Annotated in this window: 22 protein-coding genes; 5 read left to right on the forward strand and 17 right to left on the reverse strand. The window is 72.9% G+C overall.

Annotated elements, in window-relative coordinates; genetic code table 11:
• Positions 1-394: 394 nt before the first annotated feature.
• The 6 genes from tyrS to RE027_RS02280 form a co-directional block, all read right to left on the reverse strand.
• On the reverse strand, positions 395-1,705 hold the full coding sequence (gene tyrS, locus RE027_RS02255) for a tyrosine--tRNA ligase (protein WP_368806617.1): 1,311 nt from the start codon (positions 1,703-1,705) through the stop codon (positions 395-397).
• 61 nt (positions 1,706-1,766) lie between these two features.
• The gene (locus RE027_RS02260; RefSeq protein WP_368806618.1) at positions 1,767-4,025 is read right to left on the reverse strand and encodes a HelD family protein; all 2,259 of its coding nucleotides are present in this window, start codon (positions 4,023-4,025) and stop codon (positions 1,767-1,769) included.
• A gap of 119 nt (positions 4,026-4,144) precedes the next feature.
• Positions 4,145-4,651, reverse strand: a complete 507-nt coding sequence (locus RE027_RS02265) for an adenine phosphoribosyltransferase (RefSeq protein WP_387919686.1) — start codon at positions 4,649-4,651, stop codon at positions 4,145-4,147.
• Positions 4,652-4,708: 57 nt separating this feature from the next.
• A complete protein-coding gene (locus RE027_RS02270; RefSeq protein WP_368806620.1) occupies positions 4,709-5,383 on the reverse strand; it encodes a DNA-3-methyladenine glycosylase in 675 nt (224 codons plus the stop codon).
• Complete coding sequence (argH, locus tag RE027_RS02275) at positions 5,380-6,828, reverse strand: argininosuccinate lyase (RefSeq protein ID WP_368806621.1); 1,449 nt, start codon at positions 6,826-6,828, stop codon at positions 5,380-5,382. The genes RE027_RS02270 and argH overlap by 4 nt, the downstream gene beginning before the upstream one ends.
• A gap of 151 nt (positions 6,829-6,979) precedes the next feature.
• Positions 6,980-8,191: an argininosuccinate synthase gene (locus tag RE027_RS02280; protein WP_368806622.1), complete on the reverse strand. Its 1,212-nt coding sequence runs from the start codon at positions 8,189-8,191 to the stop codon at positions 6,980-6,982.
• Positions 8,192-8,534: 343 nt separating this feature from the next.
• Here RE027_RS02280 and RE027_RS02285 point away from each other — a divergent pair, with 343 nt between their 5' ends.
• Positions 8,535-10,211 (forward strand): catalase, encoded by a 1,677-nt coding sequence (locus tag RE027_RS02285; RefSeq protein ID WP_368806623.1) that lies wholly within the window; start codon positions 8,535-8,537, stop codon positions 10,209-10,211.
• 114 nt (positions 10,212-10,325) lie between these two features.
• Here RE027_RS02285 and RE027_RS02290 read toward each other — a convergent pair whose 3' ends face one another.
• Positions 10,326-11,846 carry a long-chain-fatty-acid--CoA ligase gene (locus RE027_RS02290; protein ID WP_368806624.1) on the reverse strand — a complete coding sequence of 507 codons (1,521 nt, stop codon included), beginning with the start codon at positions 11,844-11,846 and terminating at the stop codon, positions 10,326-10,328.
• Positions 11,847-12,031: 185 nt separating this feature from the next.
• Here RE027_RS02290 and RE027_RS02295 point away from each other — a divergent pair, with 185 nt between their 5' ends.
• Complete coding sequence (locus RE027_RS02295; RefSeq protein WP_368806625.1) at positions 12,032-12,466, forward strand: ankyrin repeat domain-containing protein; 435 nt, start codon at positions 12,032-12,034, stop codon at positions 12,464-12,466.
• 45 nt (positions 12,467-12,511) lie between these two features.
• Here RE027_RS02295 and RE027_RS02300 read toward each other — a convergent pair whose 3' ends face one another.
• The 6 genes from RE027_RS02300 to argC are packed head-to-tail and all read right to left on the reverse strand — an operon-like array spanning position 12,512 to position 18,541.
• On the reverse strand, positions 12,512-13,006 hold the full coding sequence (locus tag RE027_RS02300; protein WP_368806626.1) for an arginine repressor: 495 nt from the start codon (positions 13,004-13,006) through the stop codon (positions 12,512-12,514).
• Complete coding sequence (gene argF / locus RE027_RS02305) at positions 13,003-13,968, reverse strand: ornithine carbamoyltransferase (RefSeq protein ID WP_438612406.1); 966 nt, start codon at positions 13,966-13,968, stop codon at positions 13,003-13,005. The genes RE027_RS02300 and argF overlap by 4 nt, the downstream gene beginning before the upstream one ends.
• Positions 13,969-13,976: 8 nt before the next feature.
• Entirely contained in the window at positions 13,977-15,308 is a 1,332-nt protein-coding gene (locus RE027_RS02310; protein WP_368806628.1) for an acetylornithine transaminase, read from the reverse strand.
• Positions 15,305-16,234, reverse strand: a complete 930-nt coding sequence (gene argB / locus RE027_RS02315; RefSeq protein WP_368806629.1) for an acetylglutamate kinase — start codon at positions 16,232-16,234, stop codon at positions 15,305-15,307. The genes RE027_RS02310 and argB overlap by 4 nt, the downstream gene beginning before the upstream one ends.
• A gap of 46 nt (positions 16,235-16,280) precedes the next feature.
• The gene (gene argJ, locus RE027_RS02320) at positions 16,281-17,495 is read right to left on the reverse strand and encodes a bifunctional glutamate N-acetyltransferase/amino-acid acetyltransferase ArgJ (RefSeq protein ID WP_368806630.1); all 1,215 of its coding nucleotides are present in this window, start codon (positions 17,493-17,495) and stop codon (positions 16,281-16,283) included.
• Positions 17,492-18,541, reverse strand: a complete 1,050-nt coding sequence (gene argC, locus RE027_RS02325; protein WP_368806631.1) for an N-acetyl-gamma-glutamyl-phosphate reductase — start codon at positions 18,539-18,541, stop codon at positions 17,492-17,494. Before argC ends, argJ begins: the two co-directional genes overlap by 4 nt.
• 335 nt (positions 18,542-18,876) lie before the next feature.
• Here argC and RE027_RS02330 point away from each other — a divergent pair, with 335 nt between their 5' ends.
• Both RE027_RS02330 and RE027_RS02335 read left to right on the forward strand, forming a co-directional pair.
• On the forward strand, positions 18,877-19,845 hold the full coding sequence (locus RE027_RS02330) for a quinone oxidoreductase family protein (protein ID WP_368806632.1): 969 nt from the start codon (positions 18,877-18,879) through the stop codon (positions 19,843-19,845).
• Positions 19,842-21,209 carry a M1 family metallopeptidase gene (locus tag RE027_RS02335; RefSeq protein WP_368806634.1) on the forward strand — a complete coding sequence of 456 codons (1,368 nt, stop codon included), beginning with the start codon at positions 19,842-19,844 and terminating at the stop codon, positions 21,207-21,209. Before RE027_RS02330 ends, RE027_RS02335 begins: the two co-directional genes overlap by 4 nt.
• Before the next feature lie 74 nt (positions 21,210-21,283).
• Here RE027_RS02335 and RE027_RS02340 read toward each other — a convergent pair whose 3' ends face one another.
• The 3 genes from RE027_RS02340 to pheS all read right to left on the reverse strand — a co-directional run bounded on the left by RE027_RS02340 (position 21,284) and on the right by pheS (position 25,723).
• The gene (locus RE027_RS02340; protein ID WP_368806635.1) at positions 21,284-21,907 is read right to left on the reverse strand and encodes a hypothetical protein; all 624 of its coding nucleotides are present in this window, start codon (positions 21,905-21,907) and stop codon (positions 21,284-21,286) included.
• A 189-nt stretch (positions 21,908-22,096) separates the two neighbouring features.
• Entirely contained in the window at positions 22,097-24,649 is a 2,553-nt protein-coding gene (gene pheT / locus RE027_RS02345; protein WP_368806636.1) for a phenylalanine--tRNA ligase subunit beta, read from the reverse strand.
• Between the two features lie 3 nt (positions 24,650-24,652).
• Positions 24,653-25,723, reverse strand: a complete 1,071-nt coding sequence (gene pheS, locus RE027_RS02350) for a phenylalanine--tRNA ligase subunit alpha (protein ID WP_368806637.1) — start codon at positions 25,721-25,723, stop codon at positions 24,653-24,655.
• 247 nt (positions 25,724-25,970) lie between these two features.
• Here pheS and RE027_RS02355 point away from each other — a divergent pair, with 247 nt between their 5' ends.
• Positions 25,971-26,417, forward strand: coding sequence for an eCIS core domain-containing protein (locus RE027_RS02355; protein ID WP_368806638.1), 447 nt, complete (start codon positions 25,971-25,973; stop codon positions 26,415-26,417).
• 92 nt (positions 26,418-26,509) lie between these two features.
• On the opposite strand, the gene RE027_RS02360 is transcribed toward RE027_RS02355, so the two are convergent.
• The gene (locus RE027_RS02360; RefSeq protein ID WP_368806639.1) at positions 26,510-26,962 is read right to left on the reverse strand and encodes an NUDIX domain-containing protein; all 453 of its coding nucleotides are present in this window, start codon (positions 26,960-26,962) and stop codon (positions 26,510-26,512) included.

Below are 26,962 nucleotides of genomic sequence, written 5' to 3' on the forward strand. Positions count from 1 at the left end.
ATCCCATCAACCAAACAAAACATTTGGTATCAACAAACATGGCACACTATTGAGTTCTCAAACAACAGACCAAGAACCAGAACCACCCAAGGCCCCGAAACTCGTGAAATTCTTTCCCACCCTCGTCCTCGGAACTTCGTTCCCGGCCTCAGGCAGCTCGACCATCCTACGCAGTCCGTTCCCGGCGTGTCAACTGGACATCGCCCCGGTCCGGACCGACCGGAACGGTCGATCCCGCATGAACTTGGCCCGGCACGGGGCCGAGCTGCTCTTTGCGGTGGTTTCGTCCGCCGGCCTCTCGGCCCCGCGCGACGACTCGATGAACATTACACCTCCGTCCGGGGGCCCGCAAACGCGGCCCGGGACGGGGCGCGGGCCCCCGGCGGGTCGGGGCTCAGGCCTCGACGGTGACTGCTGCCAGGTTCTTCTTGCCCCGGCGCAGCAGCGCCCACCGCCCGTGCAGGAGCTGGTCCGGAGCCAGCTCGGCGTCCTCGCCGAGGACCTTCTGGTTGTTGACGTAGGCCCCGCCCTCCTTGAGGGTGCGCCGCGCGGCGGACTTCGACTCGGACAGCCCGGTGGCCACGAGCAGGTCCGCCACCTGCAGCCGGCCGGCCCCGACACTGGCACCGGGCAGCTCCCGCGCCACGGACTCCAGCGTCCCGGCGTCCAGGTCCGCCAGCTCGCCGCGGCCGAAGACGGCGGCCGAGGCCGCGATCGCCTTCTCGGTGGCCTCGACGCCGTGGACCATGGAGTTGACCTCCCACGCGAGCACCTTCTGGGCCTCGCGCCTGTAGGGCTCCTCCTCGGTGCGCCGGGCGAGCTCCTCGATCTCCTCGCGGGACTTGAAGGTGAACACCTTCAGCCGGTCCACCACGTCGGCGTCGGCGGTGTTGAGCCAGAACTGGTAGAAGGCGTACGGGGAGGTGAGCTCCGGGTCCAGCCACACGGCGTTGCCCTCGGACTTGCCGAACTTCGTGCCGTCCGAGTTGGTGATCAGCGGAGTGCCGATGGCGTGCACGGCCGTGCCCTCGACCTTGCGGATCAGCTCCGTGCCCGAGGTGAGGTTGCCCCACTGGTCGGAGCCGCCGGTCTGCAGGGTGCAGCCGTGGTCACGGTAGAGGTTCAGGTAGTCCAGGCCCTGCAGGATCTGGTAGCTGAACTCCGTGTAGGAGATGCCCTCGTCCGAGTGCAGGCGCTTGGCGACGATCTCCTTCTTGATCATCGTGCCCACCCGGAAGTGCTTGCCGATGTCGCGCAGGAAGTCGATCGCCGACAGCTGGGAGGTCCAGTCCAGGTTGTTGACCATCACGGCCCGGTTCTCGCCCTCGAAGGACAGGAACCGCTCGACCTGCCCGCGCAGCAGCTCCACCCACTGCGCCACGGTCTCCTTGGAGTTCAGGATCCGCTCGGAGCTCTGCCGGGGGTCGCCGATCAGGCCGGTGGACCCTCCCACCAGGCCGATCGGGTGGTGCCCGGCCAGCTGGAGCCGGCGCATGAGCAGCAGCTGCACCAGGTGGCCCAGGTGCAGGGACGCGGCGGTGGGGTCGAACCCGCAGTAGTAGGTGAGCTCCCCCTCCGACAACGACGCCTCGAGCGCCGCCTCGTCGGTCGACACGTGCACCAGCCCTCGCCACCGCAGCTCCTGCCAGATGTTGGCGAAGGCCGGGTCGTTGTGCTGGGAGTTCAGATCAATAGCGTTCGACACGGATTCCAAGGTACCAGGGCGCGGACGGGCGTCCCGTCCGCGCCCCGGCCCGGGGCCGGGATCAGAAGCGGTCGAGGCCGGCCGGCAGCTCGCCGGAGGCCACGACGCGCAGACGCTGGGTGGGGCGGGTCATGGCCACGTAGAGGTTGCCCACCCCGCCGCCGACCTCCTTCAGCAGCGCCTGCGGCTCCAGCACCACGACCGAGTCGAACTCCAGGCCCTTGGCGTCCCAGGCGGAGAGCACCACGACCTGCCGGTCGAGGCGGCGCACCCCGGCGCCGACCAGTCCGGGCAGCTCCCGGGCCAGCGCGGTGCCGAGCTCCCGCACCCGGTCCTCGGGCACGATCACGGCCACCAGCCCGCCGTTGACGAGCTCGAGCTCGGTCCGGACCTGGTCGAGGACGGCACCGGCCGCGTCCGCCGCGCCGACCCGGGTGACGATCGGGGGCTCGCCGTCCCGGACGGCCCGCGGCGCGGAGATCTCCAGGCCGGCGGCGCGGGCGACGTCGACGGCGGCCTCCGCGATCGCCGCGGGGGTGCGGTAGTTGACGGTGAGCTCGTCCAGGACGAAGCGCTCCCCCACGAACGGCTCGAGGGCGTCGCGCCAGCTGTGCGCGGCCGTGGCCGAGCCCGCCTGGGCGATGTCCCCGACCACGGTGAAGGACTTCATGGGGCACCGGCGCATCAGCACCCGCCACTGCATGGGCGAGAGCTCCTGGGCCTCGTCCACCACCACGTGCCCGTAGGCCCACGTGCGGTCGGCGGTGGCCGCCTCGGCCGCGGTCATGCGGTGCTGGGTCACCGCGTTGAAGTCCGTGAGCTGGGCCGCGGTCACGATGCCGTCCGCCCCGACGTCCTCGAGGCTCTGGTGCATGTTCTGCAGCGCGTGCTCGGCGTTGTCCGTGGCCTTGCGCTGCTCGCGCTCCGACTCGGCCCGCCGGCGCACCCCGGCCGCGTGGAAGTCGCCCAGCAGCTCGGCGGCCTCGTCGAGCAGCGGCACGTCCGCGACCGTGAACGGGGCACCGGCCGGGCGCAGGAGCGCGTCGACCTGCGCGGGGTCCAGGTGCGGGGCGGCGGACTCGAGGTAGTGCCGCTTGCTGAAGAGCTGGTCGACCAGCGTCTGGGGGGACAGCGGCATCCACGCGAGGTTCAGGGCGATCCGCACGTCCCGGGCCTGCCGGATGTCCTCGGCGAGGTAGGAGCGGTCCATGACGTTGCCGCTCGTGGTGTTCAGGTGCTCGCCGAGCTGCTCGGTGAGCTCGCGCAGCACGATCTTCACGAAGGTGTTGCGCGCCTCGTTGTGCGGCTTGCCGGTGGCGCGGGCCTTGTCCCGGGCGCGTTTGACCATCCGCGGGGTCAGCGTCACGCGGTGGGTGTCCACGCGCAGGACCTGCGCCTGCACCGGGACCTTCTGCCGGTCGCGCACGGCACGGGCGACGACCTCGACCATGTCGAGACCCGACTTCAGCCGCGCGGTCAGCGGATCCCGCTCCGGCGCGGCGGAGACGCCGGGGAAGAGCTCCGAGAGGGAGGACATGACCACGCCGGTCTCCCCCAGCGCGGGCAGCACCCGCTCGATGTACCAGAGGAACGACGACGACGGGCCCACGATCAGCACACCGGCCTTGCGCAGCCGCTCCCGGTGCTCGTAGAGCAGGAACGCGGCCCGGTGCAGCGCCACGGCCGTCTTGCCGGTGCCGGGTCCGCCCTGCACCACCCGCACACCCGGCAGCGGGGCGCGGATGATCTTGTCCTGCTCGGCCTGGATCGTCGCGACGATGTCGGACATCCGCCCGGTGCGCTTCTGGTTCAGCGCCGCGAGCAGGGCGCCCTCCCCGTGGAGCACGCCCTCGTCGTCGAGCATCTCCGGATCGAGGACGTCGTCCTCGAGGGCGGCGACCTCACGGCCCTCCAGGATCAGGTGCCGGCGCCGGCGGACGCCCATGTGGTTCTGCGCGGTGGCCTGGTAGAACGCGGCGGCCTCCCGGGCGCGCCAGTCCACCATCAGCCGCTGGTGGTCCTCGGTGGCCAGGCCGATGCGGCCGACGTAGCGCCGGTCGCCCTCGTGCGTGTCCAGCCGGCCGAAGACCAGACGGTGGTCCACGGCCTCCAGCTGGGCGAGGCGGTCCTCGTAGTGGGACGCGAACGCGTCGCGCTCCGCGCGGTTCTGGTGGTTGCCGGCCGACTCGCTGCGGTGCACGGCTGCGAGCTCCGCGGTCTTCTCGGCCCGCAGCTCGTCGAGCCGGTCGTAGAGCTTCGCGACGTACGCGCGCTCGACAGCAAGTTGCTCGGCCGCCATCGTGGCGACGGTCTCTGCCATGGGTGGACACCTCGTTCCGGATCGAACAGACCAACGAGTCTACCGGTACGCACGACGATCCTCCGGTCGCGCGACCGAGCGCCGCGTAACAGGAGCAACGCGGGCGACGACGGGGCCGGTCAGACGCGGTACAGGGCGCGGACGCGGTGGCCGCCGAGCCGGGCCCGGCCCCGCAGGTCGGTGAGCTCCATGATCAGCCCGAAGCCGGCCACGTGCAGTCCGGCGCGGTGCAGCAGCTGGGCGGTGGCCCCGAGCGTGCCGCCGGTCGCCAGGATGTCGTCGAGCACGAGCACCCGTGCGCCGCGGGGGACGTCGTCGGTGTGGATCTCCAGCACCGCCGAGCCGTACTCCAGGACGTACTCCTCGCGGAAGGTCTCGCGCGGCAGCTTCCCCGCCTTGCGCACCGGGATCAGGCCCACGCCCGCGGCGTAGGCCACGGCGCCGGCCATGAGGAAGCCGCGCGCCTCGATGCCGGCCACGTAGTCGAACTGGCCGCGGAAGGCGTCGACCAGGGCGTCGGTGGTCCGCCGGAGGCCGGCTCCGTCCGCGAACAGGGGCGTCAGGTCCCGGAAGAGGACGCCGGGCTCCGGGTAGTCGGGGATCTTCACGCACAGGCGCTCGATCATCTGCTCGACGGATTCGCTCACGCACCTCATGCTATCCGTCCCGTGCCGCGGTGGGCGTCAGCGGCGGCGGCGGACCGCGGGGCGGTACGGGGAGACGGAGGAGTCGCCGGCGATCCACCACCGCCACGGGAACTCGGCCGTCCCTCCCGGTCCGGACACCCCGGTGCGCGGGCCGGAGGCGGCGGGCGCCGGTTCCGGTGCCGGGACGAGGAAGAAGCCCGGGGCGGCCGAGCTGTCCCCGGCCGCGAGCACGGCGCCGTCGTGGCGCAGGTCGATGCCCAGCGCCTTGGCGAGGTTGCCGGGGCCGCGGGCCAGTGCGGCGTCGGGCACGGGGCCGGTCCGGCCCCGTGCCCGGCGCGCCCGGGCCAGCTCGACGCCCTCGACGACCTCACCGGCACGGACGAGGCACCCGCCCGCCGTGCCCTCCGGCCGGCAGACGACGTTGACCGCGTGGTGCATCCCGTAGGTGAAGTACACGTAGACGTGACCGGGCGGGCCGAACATCGAGGCGTTGCGCGCGGTCCGCCCGCCCCAGGTGTGCGCGCCGGGGTCCGGGAGGTCGGAGCCCGCCGGCCCGCCGTAGGCCTCGACCTCCGTGATCCGCAGGACCACGCCGCCCTCCTCGCTGCGGTGCCCGAACAACCCACCGAGCAGGCGCGGCGCCACCTCGGGCGCCGGCCGCGACAGCAGCGCGAGCAGCTCCGCCTCGTCCACGGGCACGCCGGGGCTCACCCCTCGACGATCGGGGAGCGCCGCGAGAACCCGGCGACCTCGGCCACCTGCCGCTCGAGCTCCTCGATCTGGGCCGCCACGGCGGACGGGGCCGTGCCGCCCTGGGCGCTGCGGGAGGCCAGCGAGCCCTCGACCGTGAGCACCTCGCGGACGTCCGGGTCCAGGTGCGCGGAGATCTGTGCGAACTCGGCGTCGGTGAGGTCCCACAGCTCGATCCCGCGCTGCTCGCAGACCCGCACGGCGTCCCCCGCGATCTCGTGGGCGTCCCGGAAGGGCACCCCCTGGCGCACGAGCCACTCGGCGACGTCCGTGGCCAGGGCGAAGCCCTGCGGGGCCAGCTCGGCCATGCGCTGCGTGTTGAAGTCGAGCGTGCCGATCATCCCGGCGACGGCCGGGAGCAGCACCTCGAGCTGGTCGATCGCGTCGAAGACCGGCTCCTTGTCCTCCTGCAGGTCCCGGTTGTAGGCCAGCGGCAGGCCCTTGAGCGTGGCGAGCAGTCCGGTGAGGTCGCCGATGAGCCGCCCGGCCTTGCCGCGGGCGAGCTCGGCGATGTCCGGGTTCTTCTTCTGCGGCATGATCGACGACCCCGTGGAGAAGGCGTCGTCGAGCGTGACGAAGGAGAACTCCTTGGTGGCCCACGTGGTGATCTCCTCGGAGATCCGGGACATGTCCACCGCGATCATCGCGGTGACCCAGGAGAACTCGGCGTAGACGTCGCGCGAGGCCGTGCCGTCGATGGAGTTGTGCACGGCGGAGTCGAAGCCCAGCTCCGCGGCGACGGCGGAGGGGTCCAGGCCCAGGGACGACCCGGCGAGCGCCCCGGAGCCGTAGGGGGACACCGCGGCGCGGGCGTCCCAGTCGACGAGGCGCTGGACGTCGCGCAGCATCGCCCAGGCGTGGGCCAGCAGGTGGTGGGACAGCAGGACCGGCTGGGCGTGCTGGAGGTGGGTGCGCCCCGGCATGGGGGCCTCGGGGTGTGCCCGGGCCTGGTCGAGCAGGGCCTGCACGACGTCGAGCACGTTGCGGGCGATGATGGCTGCGTGGTCGCGCAGGTACATCCGCCCGAGGGTCGCGATCTGGTCGTTGCGGGAGCGCCCCGCGCGCAGCTTGCCGCCGAGTTCGGGCCCGGCCCGCTCGATCAGGCCCTTCTCCAGGGAGCCGTGCACGTCCTCGTCCGAGGGGGCGGGGGCGTAGGCCCCGGAGCGCACGTCGGCCTCGAGCCGGTCGAGGGCCGAGATCATGCCCTCGAGCTCGTCGCCGCTGAGCAGGCCCGCCGTGTGCAGCACCCGGGCGTGGGCGCGGGAGCCGGCGATGTCGTAGGGCGCCAGGCGCCAGTCGAAGTCGGTCGACCGGCTGAGGGCCGCGAGGGCGTCCGCCGGGCCGCCGGCGAAGCGCCCGCCCCAGAGCGCCCCCTCGTTGGTCCCGTGCTTGTCGTGCTGCGCCATGTCTCTCCTCGATCGGTTGCCGGCCGTGCGGTGGCCGGCCCTGCGGTTGCCGGCGTGCGCGGAGGGCCCCACCGCCGGGATGGGGCCCTCCGTCGTCGTGCCCGTTCCTGCTGGGACGAGCCTACGTGCTGCGGGTGTGCTCGCCCTCGGCCTACCGGCTCTCGGCCGCGAGGCGCTGGTCGCGGGACGCCGCGACCTTCGAGGACATGCCGAACAGCTCGATGAACCCGCGGGCCTGGGACTGGTCGAACGCGTCGCCCTCGTCGTAGGTGGCCAGGTTGAAGTCGTACAGCGCGGTGTTGGAGCGGCGTCCGGTGACCGTGGCCTGGCCGCCGTGCAGGGTCATCCGGATGTCGCCGTCGACGTGCTTCTGGGTGTCCTGGATGAAGGCGTCCAGGGAGTTCTTCAGCGGGGAGAACCACTGGCCGTCGTAGACCAGCTCGGTCCAGCGCTGGGTGGCCGTGCGCTTGAAGCGGGCCTGCTCGCGCTCGATCGTGACGTTCTCGAGCTCCCGGTGCGCCGCGATGAGGGCCATGGCGCCGGGGGCCTCGTAGACCTCGCGGGACTTGATGCCCACGAGCCGGTCCTCGACGATGTCGATCCGGCCCACGCCCTGGGCGCCGGCGCGGCGGTTCATCTCCTGGATGGCCTGCAGCGGGGTGACGGGCCGGCCGTCGATGGCCACGGGGATCCCACCCTTGAAGCTGATCACGACCTCGTCCGCGGGGGGCGGGAAGGTGGGGTCGTCCGTGTAGTCGTAGACGTCCTTGGTGGGGGCGTTCCAGATGTCCTCGAGGAACCCGGTCTCGACGGCGCGGCCCCACACGTTCTGGTCGATCGAGAAGGGGTTCTTCTTCGTGGTCGCGATCGGCAGGTTGTGCTTCTCGGCGTAGCCGATCGCCTTGTCCCGGGTCAGGGCGAGGTCGCGCACCGGGGCGATGCACTTGAGCTCCGGACCCAGCGTCTGGATGCCGACCTCGAAGCGGACCTGGTCGTTGCCCTTGCCGGTGCAGCCGTGGGCGACGGTCGAGGCGCCGAAGCGCTGGGCCGCGGCCACGAGGTGCTTGACGATCACGGGCCGGGACAGCGCCGAGACCACGGGGTAGGCGTCCATGTACAGGGCGTTGGCCTGCAGCGCGGGCATGCAGTACTCCGCGGCGAACTCGTCGCGGGCGTCGGCCACGTAGGCCTCGACGGCCCCGCAGTCCAGGGCGCGCCGGCGGATGGTCTCGAGGTCCTCGCCGCCCTGTCCGACGTCGACGGCCACGGCGATGACCTCGGCCCCCGTCGCCTCGCCGATCCAGCCGATGGCCACGGAGGTGTCGAGGCCTCCGGAGTAGGCCAGCACAACGCGCTCGGTCACGGTTCTCTCCTTCGTCGGTGGTCCGGGCGCCACGGCGTGGCCCCGCCTTCTGTGCATGACTATACACGTCAACTTGTATTTATGCATAACCGGCGGATCGACTCCACTGCCCCCGCCGCACTTCCCGAGCGCGGCCGACCGGGAGCCCTGAAGCGCCTGGACACGCCCCCACCTGCACCGACACGGCGCACCACTCCGCAATTATGAATCACTAGCAATAGCCCCGCGCATCCGACATACTGGTCGACAGGTGTCGTCCTCACCGATGAGCACACCCTGGCAGGCAGGGGCGCGCGCGCCCCGGTCCGCCCGAACATCCGGTCCCTACCCCGAGAGGAACCCCATGACGAACGTTCCCGACCAGACCCTGACCACGCGCCAGGGCCACCCGGTCTACGACAACCAGAACACCCGCACCATCGGCTCCCGCGGCCCCGCGACCCTCGAGAACTACGCGTTCCTCGAGAAGATGAGCCACTTCGACCGCGAGCGCATCCCCGAGCGCGTGGTCCACGCCCGCGGCACCACCGCGTTCGGCTACTTCGAGGCCTACGGCCAGTACGGCGACGAGCCCATCGCCAAGTACACCCGCGCCAAGCTCTTCCAGGAGCCCGGCAAGCGCACCGACGTCGCCCTGCGCTTCTCCACCGTGGCCGGCGGCCGCGACTCCTCCGAGGTCGCCCGCGACCCGCGCGGCTTCGCCGTGAAGTTCTACACCGAGGACGGCAACTGGGACCTCGTCGGCAACAACCTCGGCATCTTCTTCATCCGTGACGCGATCAAGTTCCCGGACTTCATCCACTCCCAGAAGCCGGACCCCGTGAACTTCGAGGCCGGGGTCGCCAACCGCGCCTTCGACTTCTGGAGCCAGTCGCCCGAGGCGATGCACATGATCACGATCCTGTTCTCCCCGCGCGGGATCCCGGCGGACTACCGCCACCAGCAGGGCTTCGGCGTGAACACCTACAAGTGGGTCAACACGGCCGGTGAGTCCGTGCTCGTGAAGTACCACTGGATCCCGAAGCAGGGTGTGAAGTCGCTGACCTCCGAGGACGCGGCGAACATCCAGGCCCAGACGCTGGGCTCGCACACCAAGGACCTCTACGACGCGATCGAGGCCGGCGACTACCCCGAGTGGGAGCTGCAGGTGCAGGTCATGGAGGACCACGACCACCCCGAGCTGGACTTCGACCCGCTGGACGACACCAAGGTGTGGCCGGAGGAGCTGTTCCCGCCGAAGCCGGTCGGGCGCATGGTGCTCAACCGCAACCCGGAGAACTTCTTCGCGGAGAACGAGCAGATCGCCTTCGGCACCGGCGTGCTGGTGGACGGCCTCGACTTCTCCGACGACAAGATGCTCGTGGGCCGCACCTTCTCGTACTCGGACACCCAGCGCTACCGCGTGGGCCCGAACTACCTGCAGCTGCCGGTCAACGCGCCGAAGGCCAAGGTCGCCACCAACCAGCGCGACGGTCAGATGGCCTACCACGTGGACCACGCCCCGGGCCAGAACCCGCACGTGAACTACGAGCCGTCCATCACCGGCGGCGTGCAGGAGACCCCGAAGGACGAGGGCTTCCACTCGTCGGTCGGCCCCGAGATCAACGGCCGCCTCACCCAGGCGCGGATCGAGCGGACCAACGACTACAAGCAGGCCGGCGAGCGCTTCCAGCTCCAGGAGGACTGGGAGAAGGAGGAGCTGATCGCCAACCTGGTCGGCGCCCTCTCGCAGTGCGACCGCCCGATCCAGGAGCGGATGGTCTGGCACTTCTACATGGTCGAGGACGAGCTGGGCCAGCGTGTGGGTGACGGCGTCGGCGTCTCCCTCGAGGACGTCAAGGACCTGGCCCCGCTGCCCACGCAGCGCCTGTCCGAGGAGGAGCTGCAGCGCGTGGCCAACCTCGGCAACAACGGCCCGCGCGACGTCGAGGGCCTGACCATGACCCACTGCGTGCCCAACGAGCACGTGGTCGTGGAGCGGGAGCCCCAGCAGGCGAGCCCCGCGATGATGTCCAACTGATCCCCGCCCCCGGGGCCCCGCGCGGGGCCCCGGGGACCGGGCCGGCGGCGTGCCGGCAGGGACGACGGAAGGGGCCGGCCGCGGATCGCGGCCGGCCCCTTCCGCGTGCCCGGGTCAGGCGCGGCGCCCGGCGCCCTCGAGGTCCAGCGTCCGCTTGAGGATCTTGCCGGTGGGCCCCTTGGGCAGCTCGTCGACCACCTTGTAGTAGCGCGGGTGCTTGTACTTGGCCACGCGCTCGCGCACGAAGGCGTCGAGCTCGTCGAGCTTCGCGTCCGTCTCGGCCTCCGGGACGTCGTGGAAGGCGACGACCGCCGCGACCTCCTCGCCCATCGCCTCGTCGGGCACTCCCACCACGGCGGCCTCCGCGATGCCGGGGAACTGGTAGATGACCTCCTCGACCTCCCGGGGGTACACGTTGTAGCCGCCGCGCAGCACCATGTCCTTCTTCCGGTCCACGATGTAGTAGAAGCCGTCCTCGTCCACCCGGGCGAGGTCGCCGGTGTGGAACCAGCCGTCGCGGACCGCCGCCTCGGTGGCCTCGGGATTGCGCCAGTAGCCGGCCATCACGTACTCCCCCGCCACCACGAGCTCGCCGATCTCCCCCACGGGGACGTCCTCGTCCTGGTCGTCGACGACCCGCAGCTGCGCCCCGCGCACCACGGTGCCGATGGAGCCCGGCCTCCGGCCGTCCTCCTCCTGGTTGAAGCACACGACCGGGGACGTCTCCGAGAGGCCGTAGCCCTCGTAGATCGGGGCCCCGAAGACCTTCTCGAAGCGCTCGAGGATCTCCACCGGCAGGGGCGAGCCGCCGGACACGCCGGCCCGCAGGTGCGGCACCTCGACGGGTCCCTCGCCGGCGGCGTGCAGGAGCGCGATGTGCATGCTCGGCACCCCGGCGAAGATCGTCACCTCGTCGCGGACGAGGATCTCCAGGGCCTTCGCCGGGTCGAAGCGCGGCAGCAGCGTGACGGTGGCCCCGGCCCCGATGACGCTGTTGAGCGCCACGGTCTGGCCGAAGACGTGGAAGAAGGGCAGCCCGCCGAACATGACGTCCCCGGGCTTCGTGTCGAAGAGTCTCGCGGACAGCTCCGCGTTGGCCCGCAGGTTGTGGTGGGTCAGCACCGCGCCCTTCGGCCGCCCCGTGGTCCCGGAGGTGTAGAGCAGCACGGCGGCCTCGTCGTCGGCCCGGTCGACGAGCTCCGGCAGCGGCGGCACCTGGCCGAGGCTCTGCAGCGTCCCGGCGGCGGTGACCTCGACCACGGGGACCTCCCGGTCCAGGTCCGCGATCGCGGTCCGGGTGGCCTCGGCCATGGCCTCCCACACGAGCACGAGCGAGACCTCGGCGTCCTGGAAGTGGTAGGCCAGCTCCCGGGGGCTGAGCAGGGGGTTGAGCGGCACGACGACGCCGCCCGTGCGCAGGATCCCGTAGTAGGCGATCGGCATGTGCGGCACGTTGGGCAGGATCATCGCCACGCGGTCCCCGGGCCGGATGCCGCTGGAGGAGAGCATCGAGGCGACGCGGGCGGAGAGGTCGTCGAGGGCCCCGTAGGTCAGGACCTTGTCGTCGAGCAGGACGGCCCGTGCGCCGGGGGCCGCCGCGGCCGAGTCGGTGAGGAGGGTGGCGAGGTTGGTCATGGGGACTCCGGATCCCCGGTGCACGGGCACCGGCACGAGGAACGAGCACGGCGTGAGCCGTGTCACACGAGCGTGCCAGTCGGTTACTGCAACGTCAAGACTCGGGTATCGGGGATTCCTGCCCGCGCCGCGGACCTCGATAAACTGCCTGGCAGGACCCACCCGCCGAGCACGAAGGACAGACCGTGACCGAGAACCCGCAGCAGCCCCAGGACCAGCCCGCACCGCAGCTGACCGAGGAGGAGATGGCCTACGTGGTCTCCCTGTTCGACATGGCCCGGGAGGGCCGCACCGAGGAGCTGCTGCCGGCCGTGCAGGCCGGTGTCCCCGTCAACCTCACCAACGGGAAGGGCGACACCCTGCTGATCCTCGCCGCGTACCACCAGCAGGAGGACACCGTCGCCGCCCTGCTCGGGGCCGGTGCCGATCCGGACCGGGTCAACGACAACGGCCAGACGGCGCTGATGAGCGCCGTCTTCCGGGGCAACGAGGCCGTCGTACGCGCCCTGCTCGAGGCCGGCGCCTCGCAGACGGCCGGTGCCCACTCCGCGGCCGACTTCGCCCGCGTCTTCGAGCGCACCGACCTCCTCGCGGTGCTCGAGGAGTACCCGGCCCGGTAGCGCGGCAGCGGACCGCAGGCAGGGGCCGCGCACGCGCACCGAGGATCAGTCGGCGAGCTCCAGGAAGCGGTGGGCCACGGCCTCGCCGCCGTCCGGCTCCCGGCAGACGACCATGATCGTGTCGTCGCCGGCGATGGTGCCGAGCACCGCCGGGAGCACGGAGGTGTCGATGGCGGAGGCGAAGTACTGTGCGGCGCCGGGCGGGGTGCGCAGCACCACGAGGTTGGCGCTGGCCTCCGCCGTGACGAGCAGCTCCCGGCACAGGGCGGCCAGGCGCGCGTCGAGCACCTCCTGGGTGACCCCGGAGGCGGGCGAGCGGTCGGCCCCGGCCTGCGGGACCGCGTAGACGAGGGCGCCGGACCCGTCCCGGACGCGGACGGCCCCGAGCTCGACCAGGTCCCGGGAGAGCGTGGCCTGCGTGACCTGCACCCCGTCCCGGGCCAGCAGGGCCGCCAGCTCGGCCTGCGAGTGGACCGCCCCGCCCGTCACCAGCGCGACGATCCGGGCCTGCCGGGCGGTCTTGGTCGCGGGGATGCTCATGCCGGCACGCCGGAGGTGCCGGCGGCCAGGTCGTAGTGCCCGGACCGGGCCATCAGCCACACCAGCAGCGCCTTTTGCGCGTGCAGCCGGTTCTCGGCCTCGTCCCACACGACCGACTGCGGGCCGTCGATGACCTCGGCCGCGACCTCGGAGCCGCGGAACGCGGGCAGGCAGTGCAGGAAGATCGCCCCGGGATCGGCACGGGCCATGGCCGCGGCGTCCACGCAGTACGGCGTGAAGATCCGGGCCCGGGCCTCGGTCTCCGCCTCCTGGCCCATGGACACCCAGGTGTCGGTGCACACCACGTCCGCGCCGGCGAGCGCCTCGGCGGGGTCGGTGGTCACCCGCACGGACCCGCCGGTCTGCGCCGCCCGCTCCTCGGCGGCCCGCACGACCTCCGGGTCCGGCAGGTAGCCCTCCGGTCCGGCCACGCGCACGTGCATGCCCGCGGTGGCCCCGCCGAGCAGGTAGGAGTGGGCCATGTTGTTGGCAGCGTCCCCGAGGTAGGCGAAGGTCAGGCCGGCGGGGTCGCCCCGGTGCTCCCGGACCGTGAGCAGGTCCGCGAGGATCTGGCAGGGGTGGTAGTCGTCGGAGAGCCCGTTGACCACGGGCACGTCCGAGACCGCGGCCATCTCCTCGAGACCGGCCTGGGCGTAGGTGCGCCACACGATCGTGGAGACCATGCGGGAGAACACCCGCGCCGTGTCGGCCACGCTCTCCTTGCCGAGCTGCGACTCCCCCGGATTGATCACCAGGGGGTTGCCGCCGAGGTCGGCGATGCCCGCGGAGAAGGAGGCCCGGGTGCGGGTCGAGGTCTTGTCGAAGATGACGGCGACGGTCTGCGGACCGGCGTACGGGCGGTGGGCCCAGCGGTCGGCCTTGAGGGCGAGGGCGAGCTCGAGCACCTCGGCCTGCTCCTGCTGGGTGAGGTCCGTGTCGACGAGGAAGTGGCGGGGGGTCATGGAGGGCTTCATGCTTCTTTCGGTGGGACGGCGGCCGGAGCGGGGTCGGCCGGTGCCCCGGCGGGGGCCGTGACGGCGGCGCCGGCGGTGGACAGGATCTCGGGCAGGGCCTCGAGGAAGGTGCGGGCCTGCTCCTCGGTGAGGACCAGGGGCGGGGCCAGGCGCAGGGTCGCCGGGCCCGTGGCGTTGACGATGAACCCGGCCTCCCGGGCGGCGGCGACCACGGCGGGCCCGAACGGGGCGCCGGCCCCGTCCGGGACGACCAGGTCGGCGCCGATGAGCAGCCCGCACTGGCGCACCTCGGCGATCCCGGGCACCGCCCGCAGCCCGTCGCCGAGCACGGCGCCGACCGTGCGGGCGCGCTCCAGCAGCCCGTCCTCCTCGATGACCGTGACCGTGGCGAGGCCCGCCGCGGTGGCCGGCGGGTTGCCGCCGAACGTGGTGCCGTGCTGGCCGGCGCCCAGCAGGGCGGAGACCTCGGCCCCCACCGTGAGCATCGCACCGATCGGGAAGCCGCCGCCGAGGCCCTTGGCCAGGGTGATCGCGTCCGGCAGGTCGTTCCCGGAGAGCTCCGCGGCGGAGGCGAACCACCGGCCGGTGCGGCCCACGCCGGTCTGCACCTCGTCGACGACGAGCAGCGCGCCGTGCTCCCGGGTGAGCTCCCGGGCCCGCCGCAGAAACCCCTCGGGCAGCTCCCGCACCCCGGCCTCCCCCTGGACGGGCTCCACGACGAGCGCGGCGACCGTCCCGTCCAGGTGCTCCTCGAGCGCCTCGACCGTCGCGGGGATGTGCCGGACCCCCCCGGGCAGGGGCTCGAAGGGCGCCCGGTAGGCCTCCTTGGCGGTCAGGGCGAGCGCGCCCATGGTCCGCCCGTGGAAGGCCGACTCGAGGGCGAGGACCGTGGTGCGGGGCCTGCCGTCCGGGCCGGGGTGCTCGTGGCCGTGCCGGCGGGCGAGCTTGAACGCGGCCTCGTTGGCCTCGGCCCCGGAGTTCGCGAAGAAGACGTGGGACCCGGTGGGCGCCCCGGCCAGGGACAGCAGCTTCCCGGCGAGGGCGATCTGCTGGGGCGAGGTGAAGAAGTTGGAGACGTGCCCGAGCGTGGCCAGCTGGCGGGAGACGATCTCGACCCAGCGGGGGTGGGCGTGGCCGAGGGCGTTGACGGCGATGCCCGCCAGCAGGTCCAGGTAGTCCCGGCCGTCGGCGTCGGTGACCACGGCGCCCCGGCCGTGGGTGAGCACCAGCGACGGGCTGCCGAAGACGCCGAGCAGGGAGTCGGAGTACTCGCCGAGCAGGGCGGTCTGCGCGGAGTAGCGGGAGGTGGCGTGCTGGGTGGCGGTCATGACGATGCTCCGTGGTCGGGGACGAGCTGGGTTCCGATGCCGGTGTCGGTGAAGATCTCGAGCAGGCACGTGTGCGGGCTGCGCCCGTCCACGATGGACGCCCGGCGCGCCCCGCCCTCCACGGCCCGCAGGGCCGCCTCCATCTTGGGGATCATCCCGGCCTGCAGGCCGGGGAGCATGGCGCGCAGCTCCGAGACGGTGAGCGAGGCGATGAGCGAGTCCTTGTCGGGCCAGTTCGCGTAGAGGCCCTCGACGTCGGTGAGCGCCACGAACTGCTCAGCGCGCAGGGCCACGGCGACGGCGGCCGCGGCGGTGTCGGCGTTGACGTTGAGGATCTCCCCGGTGGGCCGGCCGCGCTCGTCGACCTCGGGGGCCACGGAGGAGATCACCGGGATGCGCCCGGCGTCGAGCAGCTGGGTGATGGGCTCGGCGTTGACGCCGACGACCTCGCCCACGTGGCCGAGGTCCACCTCGACGCCGTCCACGACCGTGCCCCGGCGCACCGCCCGGAACAGCTCGGCGTCCTCCCCGGACAGGCCCACCGCGTACGGGCCCGTGTCGTTGAGCAGCGAGACGAGCTCGCGCTGGACCTGCCCGGTCAGCACCATCCGGATCGCGTCCACGGCCTCCCGGGACGTCACGCGCAGACCGCCGCGGAACTCCGACTCGATGCCCAGCCGCTCCAGCATGCGGTTGATCTGGGGGCCGCCGCCGTGCACGACCACCGGCCGGATGCCGGCGTGGCGCAGGAAGACCATGTCCTGCGCGAAGGCCTCCCGCAGGGACTCGGACACCATGGCGTTGCCGCCGTACTTGAAGACCATCACGGACCCGGTGTAGCGCTGGATCCAGGGCAGGGCCTCCATCAGGGTGCCCGCCTTCTGCTGGGCGGTCTCGTAGCGGGTCGGGTCACTGGGGTGGGGCATGGTTCTCCTGCGCCGTCGGTCGGTGGGGCGGTGGTCGGTGGGCCGGTCAGCTGGAGTAAGCGCTGTTCTCCTCGACGTAGTCGTGGGTGAGGTCGTTGGTCCACACCGTGGCGTCCGCGTCACCGGCCTTGAGGTCGATCAGCACGTTCACCTGCCGGTCGGCCGCGAGGTCCACGCCCTCGCGCGGGTCGCCGATCGCCCCGTTGCGGCACACGGTCACCCCGTTGATGGTGACGTCGAGCTTGTCCGGGTCGAACGCGGCGTCGGTGGTGCCCACGGCGGACAGGACGCGGCCCCAGTTGGGGTCGTTGCCGAAGATCGCCGCCTTGAACAGGTTGGAGCGGGCCACGGCGCGGCTCACGTCCTCCGCCTGCTTCTCGGTCACCGCGTTGACCGTGGTGATCGCGATGTCGTGGGAGGCGCCCTCGGCGTCCGTGATCAGCTGCTGGGCCAGCGAGTGGCACACCGCCGTCACGGCCTGGCTGAACTCGAACTCGTCCGGGGTGACCCCGGAGGCGCCCGAGCCCAGGAGGACCACGGTGTCGTTGGTGGACATGCAGCCGTCGGAGTCGGTGCGGTTGAACGTGACCTTGACGGCGTCCTCGAGGGCCCACTGCAGGGCGTCCGAGGAGAGCTCGGCGTCGGTCGTGAGCACCACGAGCATCGTGGCCAGGCCGGGGGCGAGCATGCCCGCGCCCTTGGCCATGCCGCCGACCGTCCAGCCGTCGCGGACGTAGGCGGCCTGCTTGGAGACGGAGTCGGTGGTCATGATGGCCCGGGCGGCGGCGGCCCCGGCCTCGTCGTCGTGGCCCAGGGCCCCGACGACCGCGGGCAGGCCGCGCTCCATGACGTCCATGGGCAGCTGGAGGCCGATGAGCCCGGTGGAGCACACCACGACGTCGCCGGCTCCGACGCCCAGCGCCTCGCCCACGAGCTCCGCGGTCCGGTGGGAGGCCTGGAAGCCCTGCGGCCCGGTGCAGGCGTTGGCCCCGCCGGAGTTGAGGACCACGGCGGCGGCCCGGCCGTCGGCGGTGGCGGCCTTGGACCACTGCACCGGCGCGGCCGAGATCCGGTTGGTCGTGTAGACAGCCCCGACGTGGTGCTGCGGTCCGTCGTTGACGACGAGGGCGAGGTCCGGCCCGCCGGACTCCTTGAAGCCCGCCGTGGTGCCGGAGGCGCGGAAGCCCTGGGCGGCGGCCACCCCGCGGCCGGTGTCCACCTGGAGGGTGCCGGCGGGCTGCTGGGACGGATACGTTCTCACGGTGCGACTCCTTGGAGGTTCAGGCCGGTGTCCTCCGGCAGACCGAGGGCGAGGTTCATGGACTGGACGGCACCGCCGGCGGTGCCCTTGACGAGGTTGTCGATGACGCACGTGACGACCACCCGCCCCGCGCGGGGGTCGAGGGCGAGCTGGAGCTGGGCGTGGTTGGACCCCGCCACCGACTTCGTCGCCGGCCACTGCCCCTCGGGCAGGACCGTGACGAACTGCTCCGTCACGTAGGCGCTTTCCCAGGCCTCCCGCAGCTCGGCCGCGCTCACGCCCTGGGCGATCCGCGCGGTGGCGGTCGTGAGGATGCCCCGGGGCATGGGCGCCAGCGTGGGGGTGAAGGAGATCCGCACGCGCTCGCCCGCGGCCTTGGACAGGCCCTGCTCGATCTCCGGGGTGTGCCGGTGGGCCCCGCCGACCCCGTAGGGGGACATCGAGCCCATGACCTCCGCGCCGAGCAGGTGCGGCTTGACGGCCCGGCCCGCGCCCGACGTGCCCGAGGCCGCGACGACCACGACGTCCTCGGGCTCCAGGAGCCCGGCCGCGAAGCCGGGGCCCAGCGCGAGCAGGACACTGGTCGGGTAGCAGCCCGGCACCGCGATGCGCGTGGCGCCCCGGAGCTGCTCGCGCTGACGGCCGCCCTCGGTGTCGACGATCAGCTCGGGCAGCCCGTAGGGCCAGGTCCCGGCGTGCGCGGATCCGTAGAACTGGTCCCACTCCTCGGCGGAGTCCAGCCGGTGGTCGGCGCCGGCGTCGATCACCACGGTCTCCGGCGGCAGCTGCGCGGCGATCGCGGCCGAGGCGCCGTGCGGGAGGGCCAGGAAGACGACGTCGTGGTCGGCCAGGTTCTCGACCGTGGTGTCGACGAGCACCCGGTCGGCGAGGGAGTGCAGGTGCGGCTGCAGCTCCCCCAGCCGCTGGCCGGCGTTGGAGTGGGCCCCCACGGCCCCGATCTCGATCTGCGGGTGGCCGGCGAGGATCCTCAGGACCTCGCCCCCGGCGTACCCGGATGCCCCTGACACTGCTGCGCTGAACGTCATACGGCCCACTCTAGCTCAAAGTTATGCATAGTGTTCAATAATTATGCACCGCAACGGGGTGGAACCGCGGCCCGACGGGAGATGTCCTGGTGCCGGGGAGCGCGGCGCGGCACCCCGGGACTCGTTCCCGTTCGGCCGTCCGCTGCTTCCCCCCGGAACGGCCCTGTCCCCCGAATCTACGCTTCCCGGACGCAAACCTCGATGGTGACGGGAGCATTGCCTGCCCCCTCTTGTGCACACGCTACTCCCGCAGGGCCGCCGCGGGCAGAGCGGGACCGCGGTCCGTGCCTACGATGAGGGCAGTTCACGTCCGCGATGCCCAGGAGGTACCCGTCATGGTCCGTTCCGTCATGGTCGAGCAGGCCGGAGGCCCCGAGGTGCTGTCCCTCGGCGAGCGCCCGGACCTCGAGCCCGGCCCGCACCAGCTGCTCGTCGAGACCCGCGCCGCGGGGGTGAACTTCATCGAGGTCTACCAGCGCGAGGGCGTCTACCCGGTGGAGCACCCCTTCACGCCGGGCTCCGAGGGGATGGGCGTGGTCACGGCGGTCGGCTCCGAGGTGGAGCACTTCGCCCTGGGCGACCGGATCACCACGTCCCAGGCGATCCGTACCTACGCGGACGCCTTCCTCGTCGACGCCGACAAGGCGCTGCGCGTGCCCACCGGTGTCGCCGACGAGGTCGCGGCGGCCCTGCCCCTGCAGGGCCTCACGGCCCACTACCTGGTCCGCTCCGCCTACCCGGTGCAGGAGGGCGACGTCGCCGTGATCACCGCCGGCGCGGGCGGGGTCGGCGGTCTCGTGGTGCAGCTGCTGAAGTCGCTCGGGGCCACGGTCGTCGCCCTGGTGGGCTCGGAGGACAAGGCGGAGACGGCGCGCGCGCTGGGCGCCGACCTCGCGCTCGTGGGCTACGAGGGCTTCGCCGAGCGCGTCCGGGAGCTCACCGGCGGCCGCGGCGCGGACGTGGTCTACGACTCCGTGGGCAAGGACACCTTCGAGGAGTCGCTCCGGGCGCTGCGCCGGCGCGGGGTGCTCGTGCTCTTCGGCGGCTCCTCCGGCCAGGTGCCCCCGTTCGACCTGCAGCAGCTCAACCGGCACGGCTCCCTCTACGTCACCCGGCCCAAGCTCGACGACTACCTGCTCGACGAGAAGGAGCGCAACTGGCGCGCGGGCGAGCTCTTCGACGCGGTGCTCGACGGGTCGCTGACCGTGCGGGTCGCGCAGACCCTCCCGCTCGCGCAGGCGCGGCAGGCGCACGAGGTGCTCCAGTCCCGGGCCGCCCAGGGCAAGTTGCTGCTCGTCCCGTGAGCGCGGCACCGATGCACCGCTACCTCGGGGCCGACGGCGCCCCCGACCCCTACACCCCGTTCGTCGGGTGCTGCGCGGCCACCGTGGAGCACTACGACCTGGACCTCGACTACGACGTCGAGGACAACGGCCTCGAGGCGCGGGCCACCCTGACCTGCCGCGCCCTGCGGGACACGGACCGGATCGAGCTGGACCTCACGGAGCTCGCCGTGACCGACGCCCGGTTCGGCGGCGGCGGCCTCGGCGGCCTGCTCGGCCCCCGCAAGGTCGGGGTGCACCACCGCGGCAGCCGCCTCGTGCTCACCCTGCCGCGCACCGTGGCCGCCGGGGAGTCCTTCGTGCTGACCGTGGCCTACGAGGGCTACCCCGAGTCGCTGGACGGGCCCTGGGGCGAGATCGGCTGGGGCGAGCTCGACGACGGCGTGCTCGTCGCCGGGCAGCCCACCGGCTCCTCCACGTGGTTCCCCTGCGTGGACCACCCCTCCCACCGCGCGACCTACCGGGTGAGCGTGCACGCCGACGCCGACTACGAGGTGGTGGTCCACGGCGAGCTGGACTCGGTGGTGGAGCGCGACGGCGAGCGCCACTGGGTCTACACGTCCCGGGTGCCGCTGCCGCCGTACCTGGCGACCGTGCAGATCGGGCCGTACGGGCGCAGCGAGCTCACGGGCTCCCGCGTCCCGCAGCACCTGGTGTGCTCCAAGAAGCGGCGCAAGAAGGCGGAGAAGACCTTCGCCGACCAGGGCCGGATGCTCGAGGTGTTCTCGGAGTGGTTCGGCCCCTACCCCTTCCCGAGCTACACGGTGGTGGTCGTGGACGAGTCGCTCGACGACCCGTTCGAGTGCTTCGCCTGCTCGGTGTTCGGCAAGAACCAGCTCGGCACGGAGTGGGAGGAGCAGCGGCTCGTGGCGCACGAGCTGGCCCACCAGTGGTTCGGCAACAGCCTCGTGCTCGCCTCCTGGCAGGACATCTGGCTCAACGAGGGGTTCGCGTCCTACTCCGAGTGGATCTGGTCCGAGGCCTCCGGCGGCAGACCGGCCCGCTGGCACGCGGAGAAGGCCCACCGGACGCTGTCCAGGATGCGCCAGGACCTCGTCATCGGCGACCCCGGGCAGGTGCGCCTCTTCGACGACGTCGTCTACGTCCGCGGGGCCCTCACCGTGCAGGCCCTGCGGGAGGCCCTGGGCGACGACGCCTTCCGGGCCATGCTCCGCGGCTGGGTCTCGGCCCACCGGAACGGGTGGGTGAGCACCGCGGCCTTCCGCGAGCACCTGCGCTCGTGGGCGCCCCAGCACCGCTGGGCGGAGCTCGACGGGCTCCTGGACGCGTGGCTGCTCCGCCCGGAGCTGCCCGCCCTGCCCTGAGCGGCGTCCGCAACGACAGGGGCCCCCGCCGGACGATGCGTCCGGCGGGGGCCCCTGTCGCCCCGGGCGGCGGCTCAGCGCCCGTCGCGGTAGAGCCGGCGGGCGTACCAGACCCCGCCCGCGGCGACGCCGAGGCCCGCGAGCAGCAGCAGGGCGGCCCCGACCCGCTTGCCCGTGATCGTGCCGGCGGTGATGCCGTCGCCGAACTCGCCGGCCCGGTCGGTCTCGACCACCTGGAGGGTGCCGTCCTCGACGGCGAGCAGGGCGTCGGCCTCCTGGTGGAAGTCGCCCTCACGGGCCCCGGTCTGCGTCCCGCGGAAGACGATCTCCTCCCCCGCCTCCGGGACGCGCGGGTCCGCGAGGCCCGAGTCGAAGGGCTGCGCGGCGACGGCCTCGTCGGCGGGGAGCGCACCGCGGTAGATGGGGTTGTACGTCTTGGTCTGCAGGTCGTTGGTCATGTCCTGGTACTCGCCGCTGATCACCCAGGAACGGTCCGCGTAGCCGGCCAGCTTCCGGGAGTCGTCCCAGGTGAGGGCGGCGCTCACGGCCAGGACCAGGCCGAGGACGAGGCCGAGCAGGCCCACCGCGGTCGGCCTCCAGGCGATCGACCGGCGGGCGCGCCCGGTGTCCTGCTCGTCGTCGCCCTCGTCGTCGAAGGCGAAGAACGCCTCCTGGCGGTCGGTGGTCTCCTCGGTCATGCTGAACTCCTGGAACGGGGGTCGGGGAAGGGGGGCGACCGCGTCGCCGGGCGGCGGTCGGGAACCCGGGGCCACAGTACCGAAGTTCCGGACCCGCCCCCGATGCCGTTCGCTTTTGTTACCGCGCGCTCCCCGCACGGAGCACAGCCCGCCCCCGGTGCGGGAGCGGGCCGTGCGGGGCGGGGCCGGTCAGCCGCGGAGCACGGCGCCGTGGCGCTCGGCGGCCACCGCGACGGCCGCCTCGCGGGCGGCGGAGGCCTCGTCCGCGGTCAGCGTGCGGTCCGGGGCGCGGAAGCGCAGCGCGAAGGCGACCGACTTCCGGCCCTCCTCGATGCCGGTGCCCCGGTAGACGTCGAAGACGCGGACGTCCTCGAGCAGCTCCCCCGCGCCCTCCTCCAGGGCGGCTCGCAGCTCGGCGGCCGGGACGGACTCCTCGACGACGAGCGCCACGTCCTGCGTGGCGGCCGGGTAGCCGGAGATGGGACGCGCCTGCACGACGTCGACCTCGGCGCCGATGAGCGAGCTGAGGTTCAGCTCCATCGCCACGGTCCGCGCGGGCAGGTCCTGGGCGGCCACCAGCTTCGGGTGCAGCTCGCCCGCGTAGCCCAGCGGGGTCCCGTCCGGGGCGCTGAGCACGGCCGTGCGGCCCGGGTGGAAGGCCTGGTGCGTGCCCTGCCGCACGGTCAGCTCCACGCCCAGGACCTCGGCGGCCAGCCGGGCGGCGTCCAGGGCGTCCTGCCAGTCGACGGGCCGCGGGGAGACCCAGGGGCTCCCGGCCACGTCCTGGCCGGCGAACACCGCCGCGAGGTGGCGCGGCTGGACCGGGATACCGGCCTCCAGCTCGTCGAGCACCTCCTGGCCCGGGTGCGCGCCGAGCGGCGGCAGGGTCCGGGTGACCAGCTGCTGCACGGGCCGGAACACGCGCCCCACCTCGTACAGCGCCAGGTCGCGGAAGCCGCGGGAGGTGTTGCGCCGCAGCACGTCGAGCAGGCCCGGGAGCAGGGAGACCCGCAGCATCCCCTGCGCCTCGCTGATCGGGTTGGCCAGCTTGACGGAGAGCACCGGGGCACCGGGCTCCGGGGTGCCCCACAGCTCGTTGTCGGCCTGCGAGACGAAGGGGTAGGCGAGCACCTCGGTCAGCCCCGCGGCCGCGAGCGCGTCCGCGACGCGCCGGCGGGCCAGCTGCTCCGCGGTCAGTCCGCGCCCGGGCGGGGCCACGGGCAGCCGTGACGGGATGGTGTCGTAGCCGACGAGGCGGGCGATCTCCTCGACCAGGTCCTCCTTGGCGACGAGGTCGGGGCGCCACGTGGGCGGCACGACGCGCCAGCCGTCGTCGGTGGTGGTGATCTGCGCGCCGACCTCGGTGAGGACCGAGACGACCTGCTCGGCGGTGTAGTCCACGCCCACCCGCCGGCTCGCGTGGTCCCAGGGCAGCTCGATGGGCTCCGGGGCGGTGGTCGTGTCCACGTCCGTCCCCCCGGGCCCGGCGGTGCCGCCGGCCAGCTCCACGAGCAGCTCGACGGCGCGCTGGGCGGCCACCGGGGCGATCTGCGGGTCGACGCCGCGCTCGAAGCGCTTGGACGCCTCCGAGGGCAGCCGGTGCCGGCGGGTGGTGCGGGCGGTGGAGACCTCGTCGAAGCGGGCCGCCTCCACGAGGACGTCGACGGTGCCGTCCGAGACCTCGGTGGCGGCCCCGCCCATGACCCCGGCCATGCCGATCGGCCCGGAGCCGTCCGTGATGAGCAGGTCCTCGGCGTCCAGGGCGCGCTGCCTGCCGTCCAGGGTGGTGAGCGTCTCCCCCGGTGCGGCCCGGCGCACGACGATGCCCCCGGTGAGCTTGCCGAGGTCGTAGAAGTGCAGCGGCTGGCCGAGCTCGAGCATCACGTAGTTGGAGACGTCCACCGGCAGGGAGATCGAGCGGATCCCGGCCAGGCGCAGCCGGGCCGACATCCACGGGGGCGTCGGGGCGGTCGCGTCGATGCCGGTCACCGTGCGGGCCACGAAGCGGGTGCACCCGGGGTTGCCGTGGATGGGGGCGTCGTCGTCGACCGTGACGGGGAACCCGTCCGCGGTGGGGGCGGGCACCCGGGCGGCCACGGCGTCGGCCGGGTCCGTGTAGGGCTCGTGCATCGCGTGGCAGTACTCCCGGGCCACGCCGCGGACGGAGAACGCGTAGCCGCGGTCCGGGGTCACGTTGATCTCGGCGGCCTCGTCGTGGAGCCCGAGCAGCGCGAGGGCGTCCGCGCCGAGCTCCGGGTCCAGGCCGAGGGTCGAGAGCACGAGGATGCCGTCGTGGTCCTCGCCGATGCCGAGCTCGCGCACCGAGGCGATCATGCCCGCGGAGGTGTGGCCGTAGGTCTTGCGGGCCGAGATCCGGAAGTCCCCGGGCAGCACGGCGCCGGGCAGGGTCACCACGACCTTGTCCCCGACCTCGAAGTTGTGCGCCCCGCAGATCACGCCCTGCACCCCGGAGGGGTCGATGCCCTTGCCGGTCAGGGTCTGCTCCTGGCCCTCGGGGACCACGCGCACGGTGCACCAGTTGACGGTCTTGCCGTTGGAGTGGGTCTCCGGCTCCTTGCTGAGCACCTGGCCCACGACGACGGGGCCCTTGAGCTCGTCCGTGGGCCGGTGGACGCCCTCCTCCTCGAGGCCGACCGTGACCAGGGTGGCCAGGACGTCCTCGGCGGTCGCGTCCGCGGGGACGGGGGCGTGCTCGCGCAGCCATGACAAAGGAACTCGCATGTCTTAGATCTCCATCCCGAAGTGCTCGCTGAAGCGGATGTCGCCCTCAACCATGTCGCGCATGTCCGGGACGTTGTTGCGGAACATCAGGGTCCGCTCGATGCCCATGCCGAACGCGAAGCCCGAGTGGACCTCGGGGTCGATGCCGGCGGCGCGCAGCACGTTGGGGTGGACCATGCCGCACCCGCCCCACTCGATCCACTGCGGCCCGCCCTTGGCGTTCGGGTGCCACACGTCCAGCTCGGCCGAGGGCTCGGTGAACGGGAAGTAGTTGGGCCGCAGCCGGATCCTCGCCTCCGGGCCGAACATCTGCCGGGCGAAGTGCTCGAGCGTGCCCTTGAGGTCGGCCATCGACAGGCCCTTGTCCACGGCCAGACCCTCGACCTGGTGGAAGACGGGGGTGTGCGTGGCGTCGAGCTCGTCGGTGCGGTAGGTGCGCCCGGGGACGACGACGTAGACGGGCAGCTCGCGGCTCAGCAGCGTGCGCATCTGCACCGGGGAGGTGTGCGTGCGCAGCACCAGGTGCGCCTCGGGCGGGTCCACGAAGAACGTGTCCTGCAGCTCCCGGGCGGGGTGGTCCGGCTTGAAGTTCAGGGAGTCGAAGTTGTACCACTCGGACTCGACCTCGGGCCCGTCGGCGACCTCCCAGCCCATGGCCACGAACGTCTCGCCGATGCGCTCCATGAGGTGGGTCAGCGGGTGCCGGCCGCCCAGCCGGCGGCGGCGGCCCGCGGCGGTGACGTCCACGGACTCCTCCACCAGGATCCGGGCGTCGCGCTCCTCCTCGAGCACCGTGGTGCGGGCGGCGATCGCCCGGTTCACGCGGCCGCGGGCCTGGCCCATCAGCTTGCCGGCGGCGGCCTTCTGCGTCTTGTCGAGCGAGCCGATCTGCCGGTTGGCCAACGCCAGCGGGGACCGCTCCCCCGCGTGGGCGAGCCGGACCTCCTTGAGCTCGTCGAGGTCCTGGGCGTTCTCGACGGCGGCGAGGGCCGCCTCGACGGCGGCGGTGACCGCGGCCTCGTCGGTGGGGTCGACCGCGCCGCTCGGCGCGGTCTCGGGTGGCAGTTCAGACATCAGCACTGGCTTCTTCGGCTCGGGGACGGTGTCGTCCGGGCACACTGCCTCACGTCCTGTGAGTCATGTGGCACGGGAAAGCCCGGATCGGGGCGGATCGCGGGCGGATCCCAGTCTATGGCACACGGTCCGCGGACCAGGAGGCAGCGCTTCGGACGATCGGGCCGCCCGCCAGGAGCCGGTCCGCGCCCACCGGCTCGCCCGGCCGTCCCGTCCGGCACCGCGCGGAAGGGCCTAGTCTGGGCGCATGGGCGCTCGGAGCAGTCGTGCGGTCCGTCTGCGGGCGGCCTGGAACATGGCGAACCTGTCGACCCCGCTGGGCCTGCTCGTCGCCGCGCTCACCGGCACGCGCGTGGTCCGCGGGCCCGAGGGGCTCCTCCTGGGCTTCGGCTACCGGCCGCGGCTGCCGAGGGCCGGGGCGTTCACCGTGGGCAACGTGGTCCTCTTCCGCGCCGGGCCCGACGACGTCGCCGCCCGTCCCCGGCTGCTGGCCCACGAATCGCGCCACGCCAGCCAGTACGCCCTGTGCCTCGGACTGCCGTTCCTGCCGGCGTATCTCGCCGCCGCCGGTTGGTCGGTGCTGCGCTGCGGGCACCCGGCGCTGCACAACCCCTTCGAGGTCCGGGCCGGCCTGGCCGACGGGGGCTACCGCGCCCGTGTCCCGCGGCACGGGAACCCGCCGGCCCGTGACTGACCACGGGTTGCCCGGCTGACCCCAGGATCCCGAGGTCAGCCGGGGAAACCGGGGTCAGCCGGTCAGATCGGGAGCGACCCCGGCAACCGGGGTCAGTCGCGCAGCTGCTCGAGCAGCGCCCGCACGATCGGGAGGTCGGCGGGGATCCACGGCAGGGCGAGCACGGCGTCGTCGTCGTCGAGCCGGACCCACTGCACGGCGAGGTGGTCCTCCCCGGCGGCGGGCGCGGGGGATCCCGCGGCCAGCACGCCGGTCCAGACCCGCATCGCCGCCGTGTCCTTCAGCGGCCAGCCCTGCGCGTGCGGTCCGGGCACCTCAGCCAGCAGCTCCACGCCGGCGCCGAGCTCCTCGGCGCACTCGCGTACAAGGGCCTCCTCGCAGCTCTCGCCGGGCTCCTGCTTGCCGCCCGGGAACTCCCACAGCCCGCGCAGGGCCGGCGGATAGGCGCGCTGGGCGGCGAGGAAGGCGGTGGGGCGGCGCGCGTCGTCGAGCAGAGCCGCACCGACGACCTGGGTGCGGAAGGAGACCGGCAGCGGAGCGGTCAC

Origin of the sequence: Kocuria sabuli (genome assembly GCF_040981185.1) — a bacterium.
GTDB lineage: Bacteria > Actinomycetota > Actinomycetes > Actinomycetales > Micrococcaceae > Kocuria > Kocuria sabuli.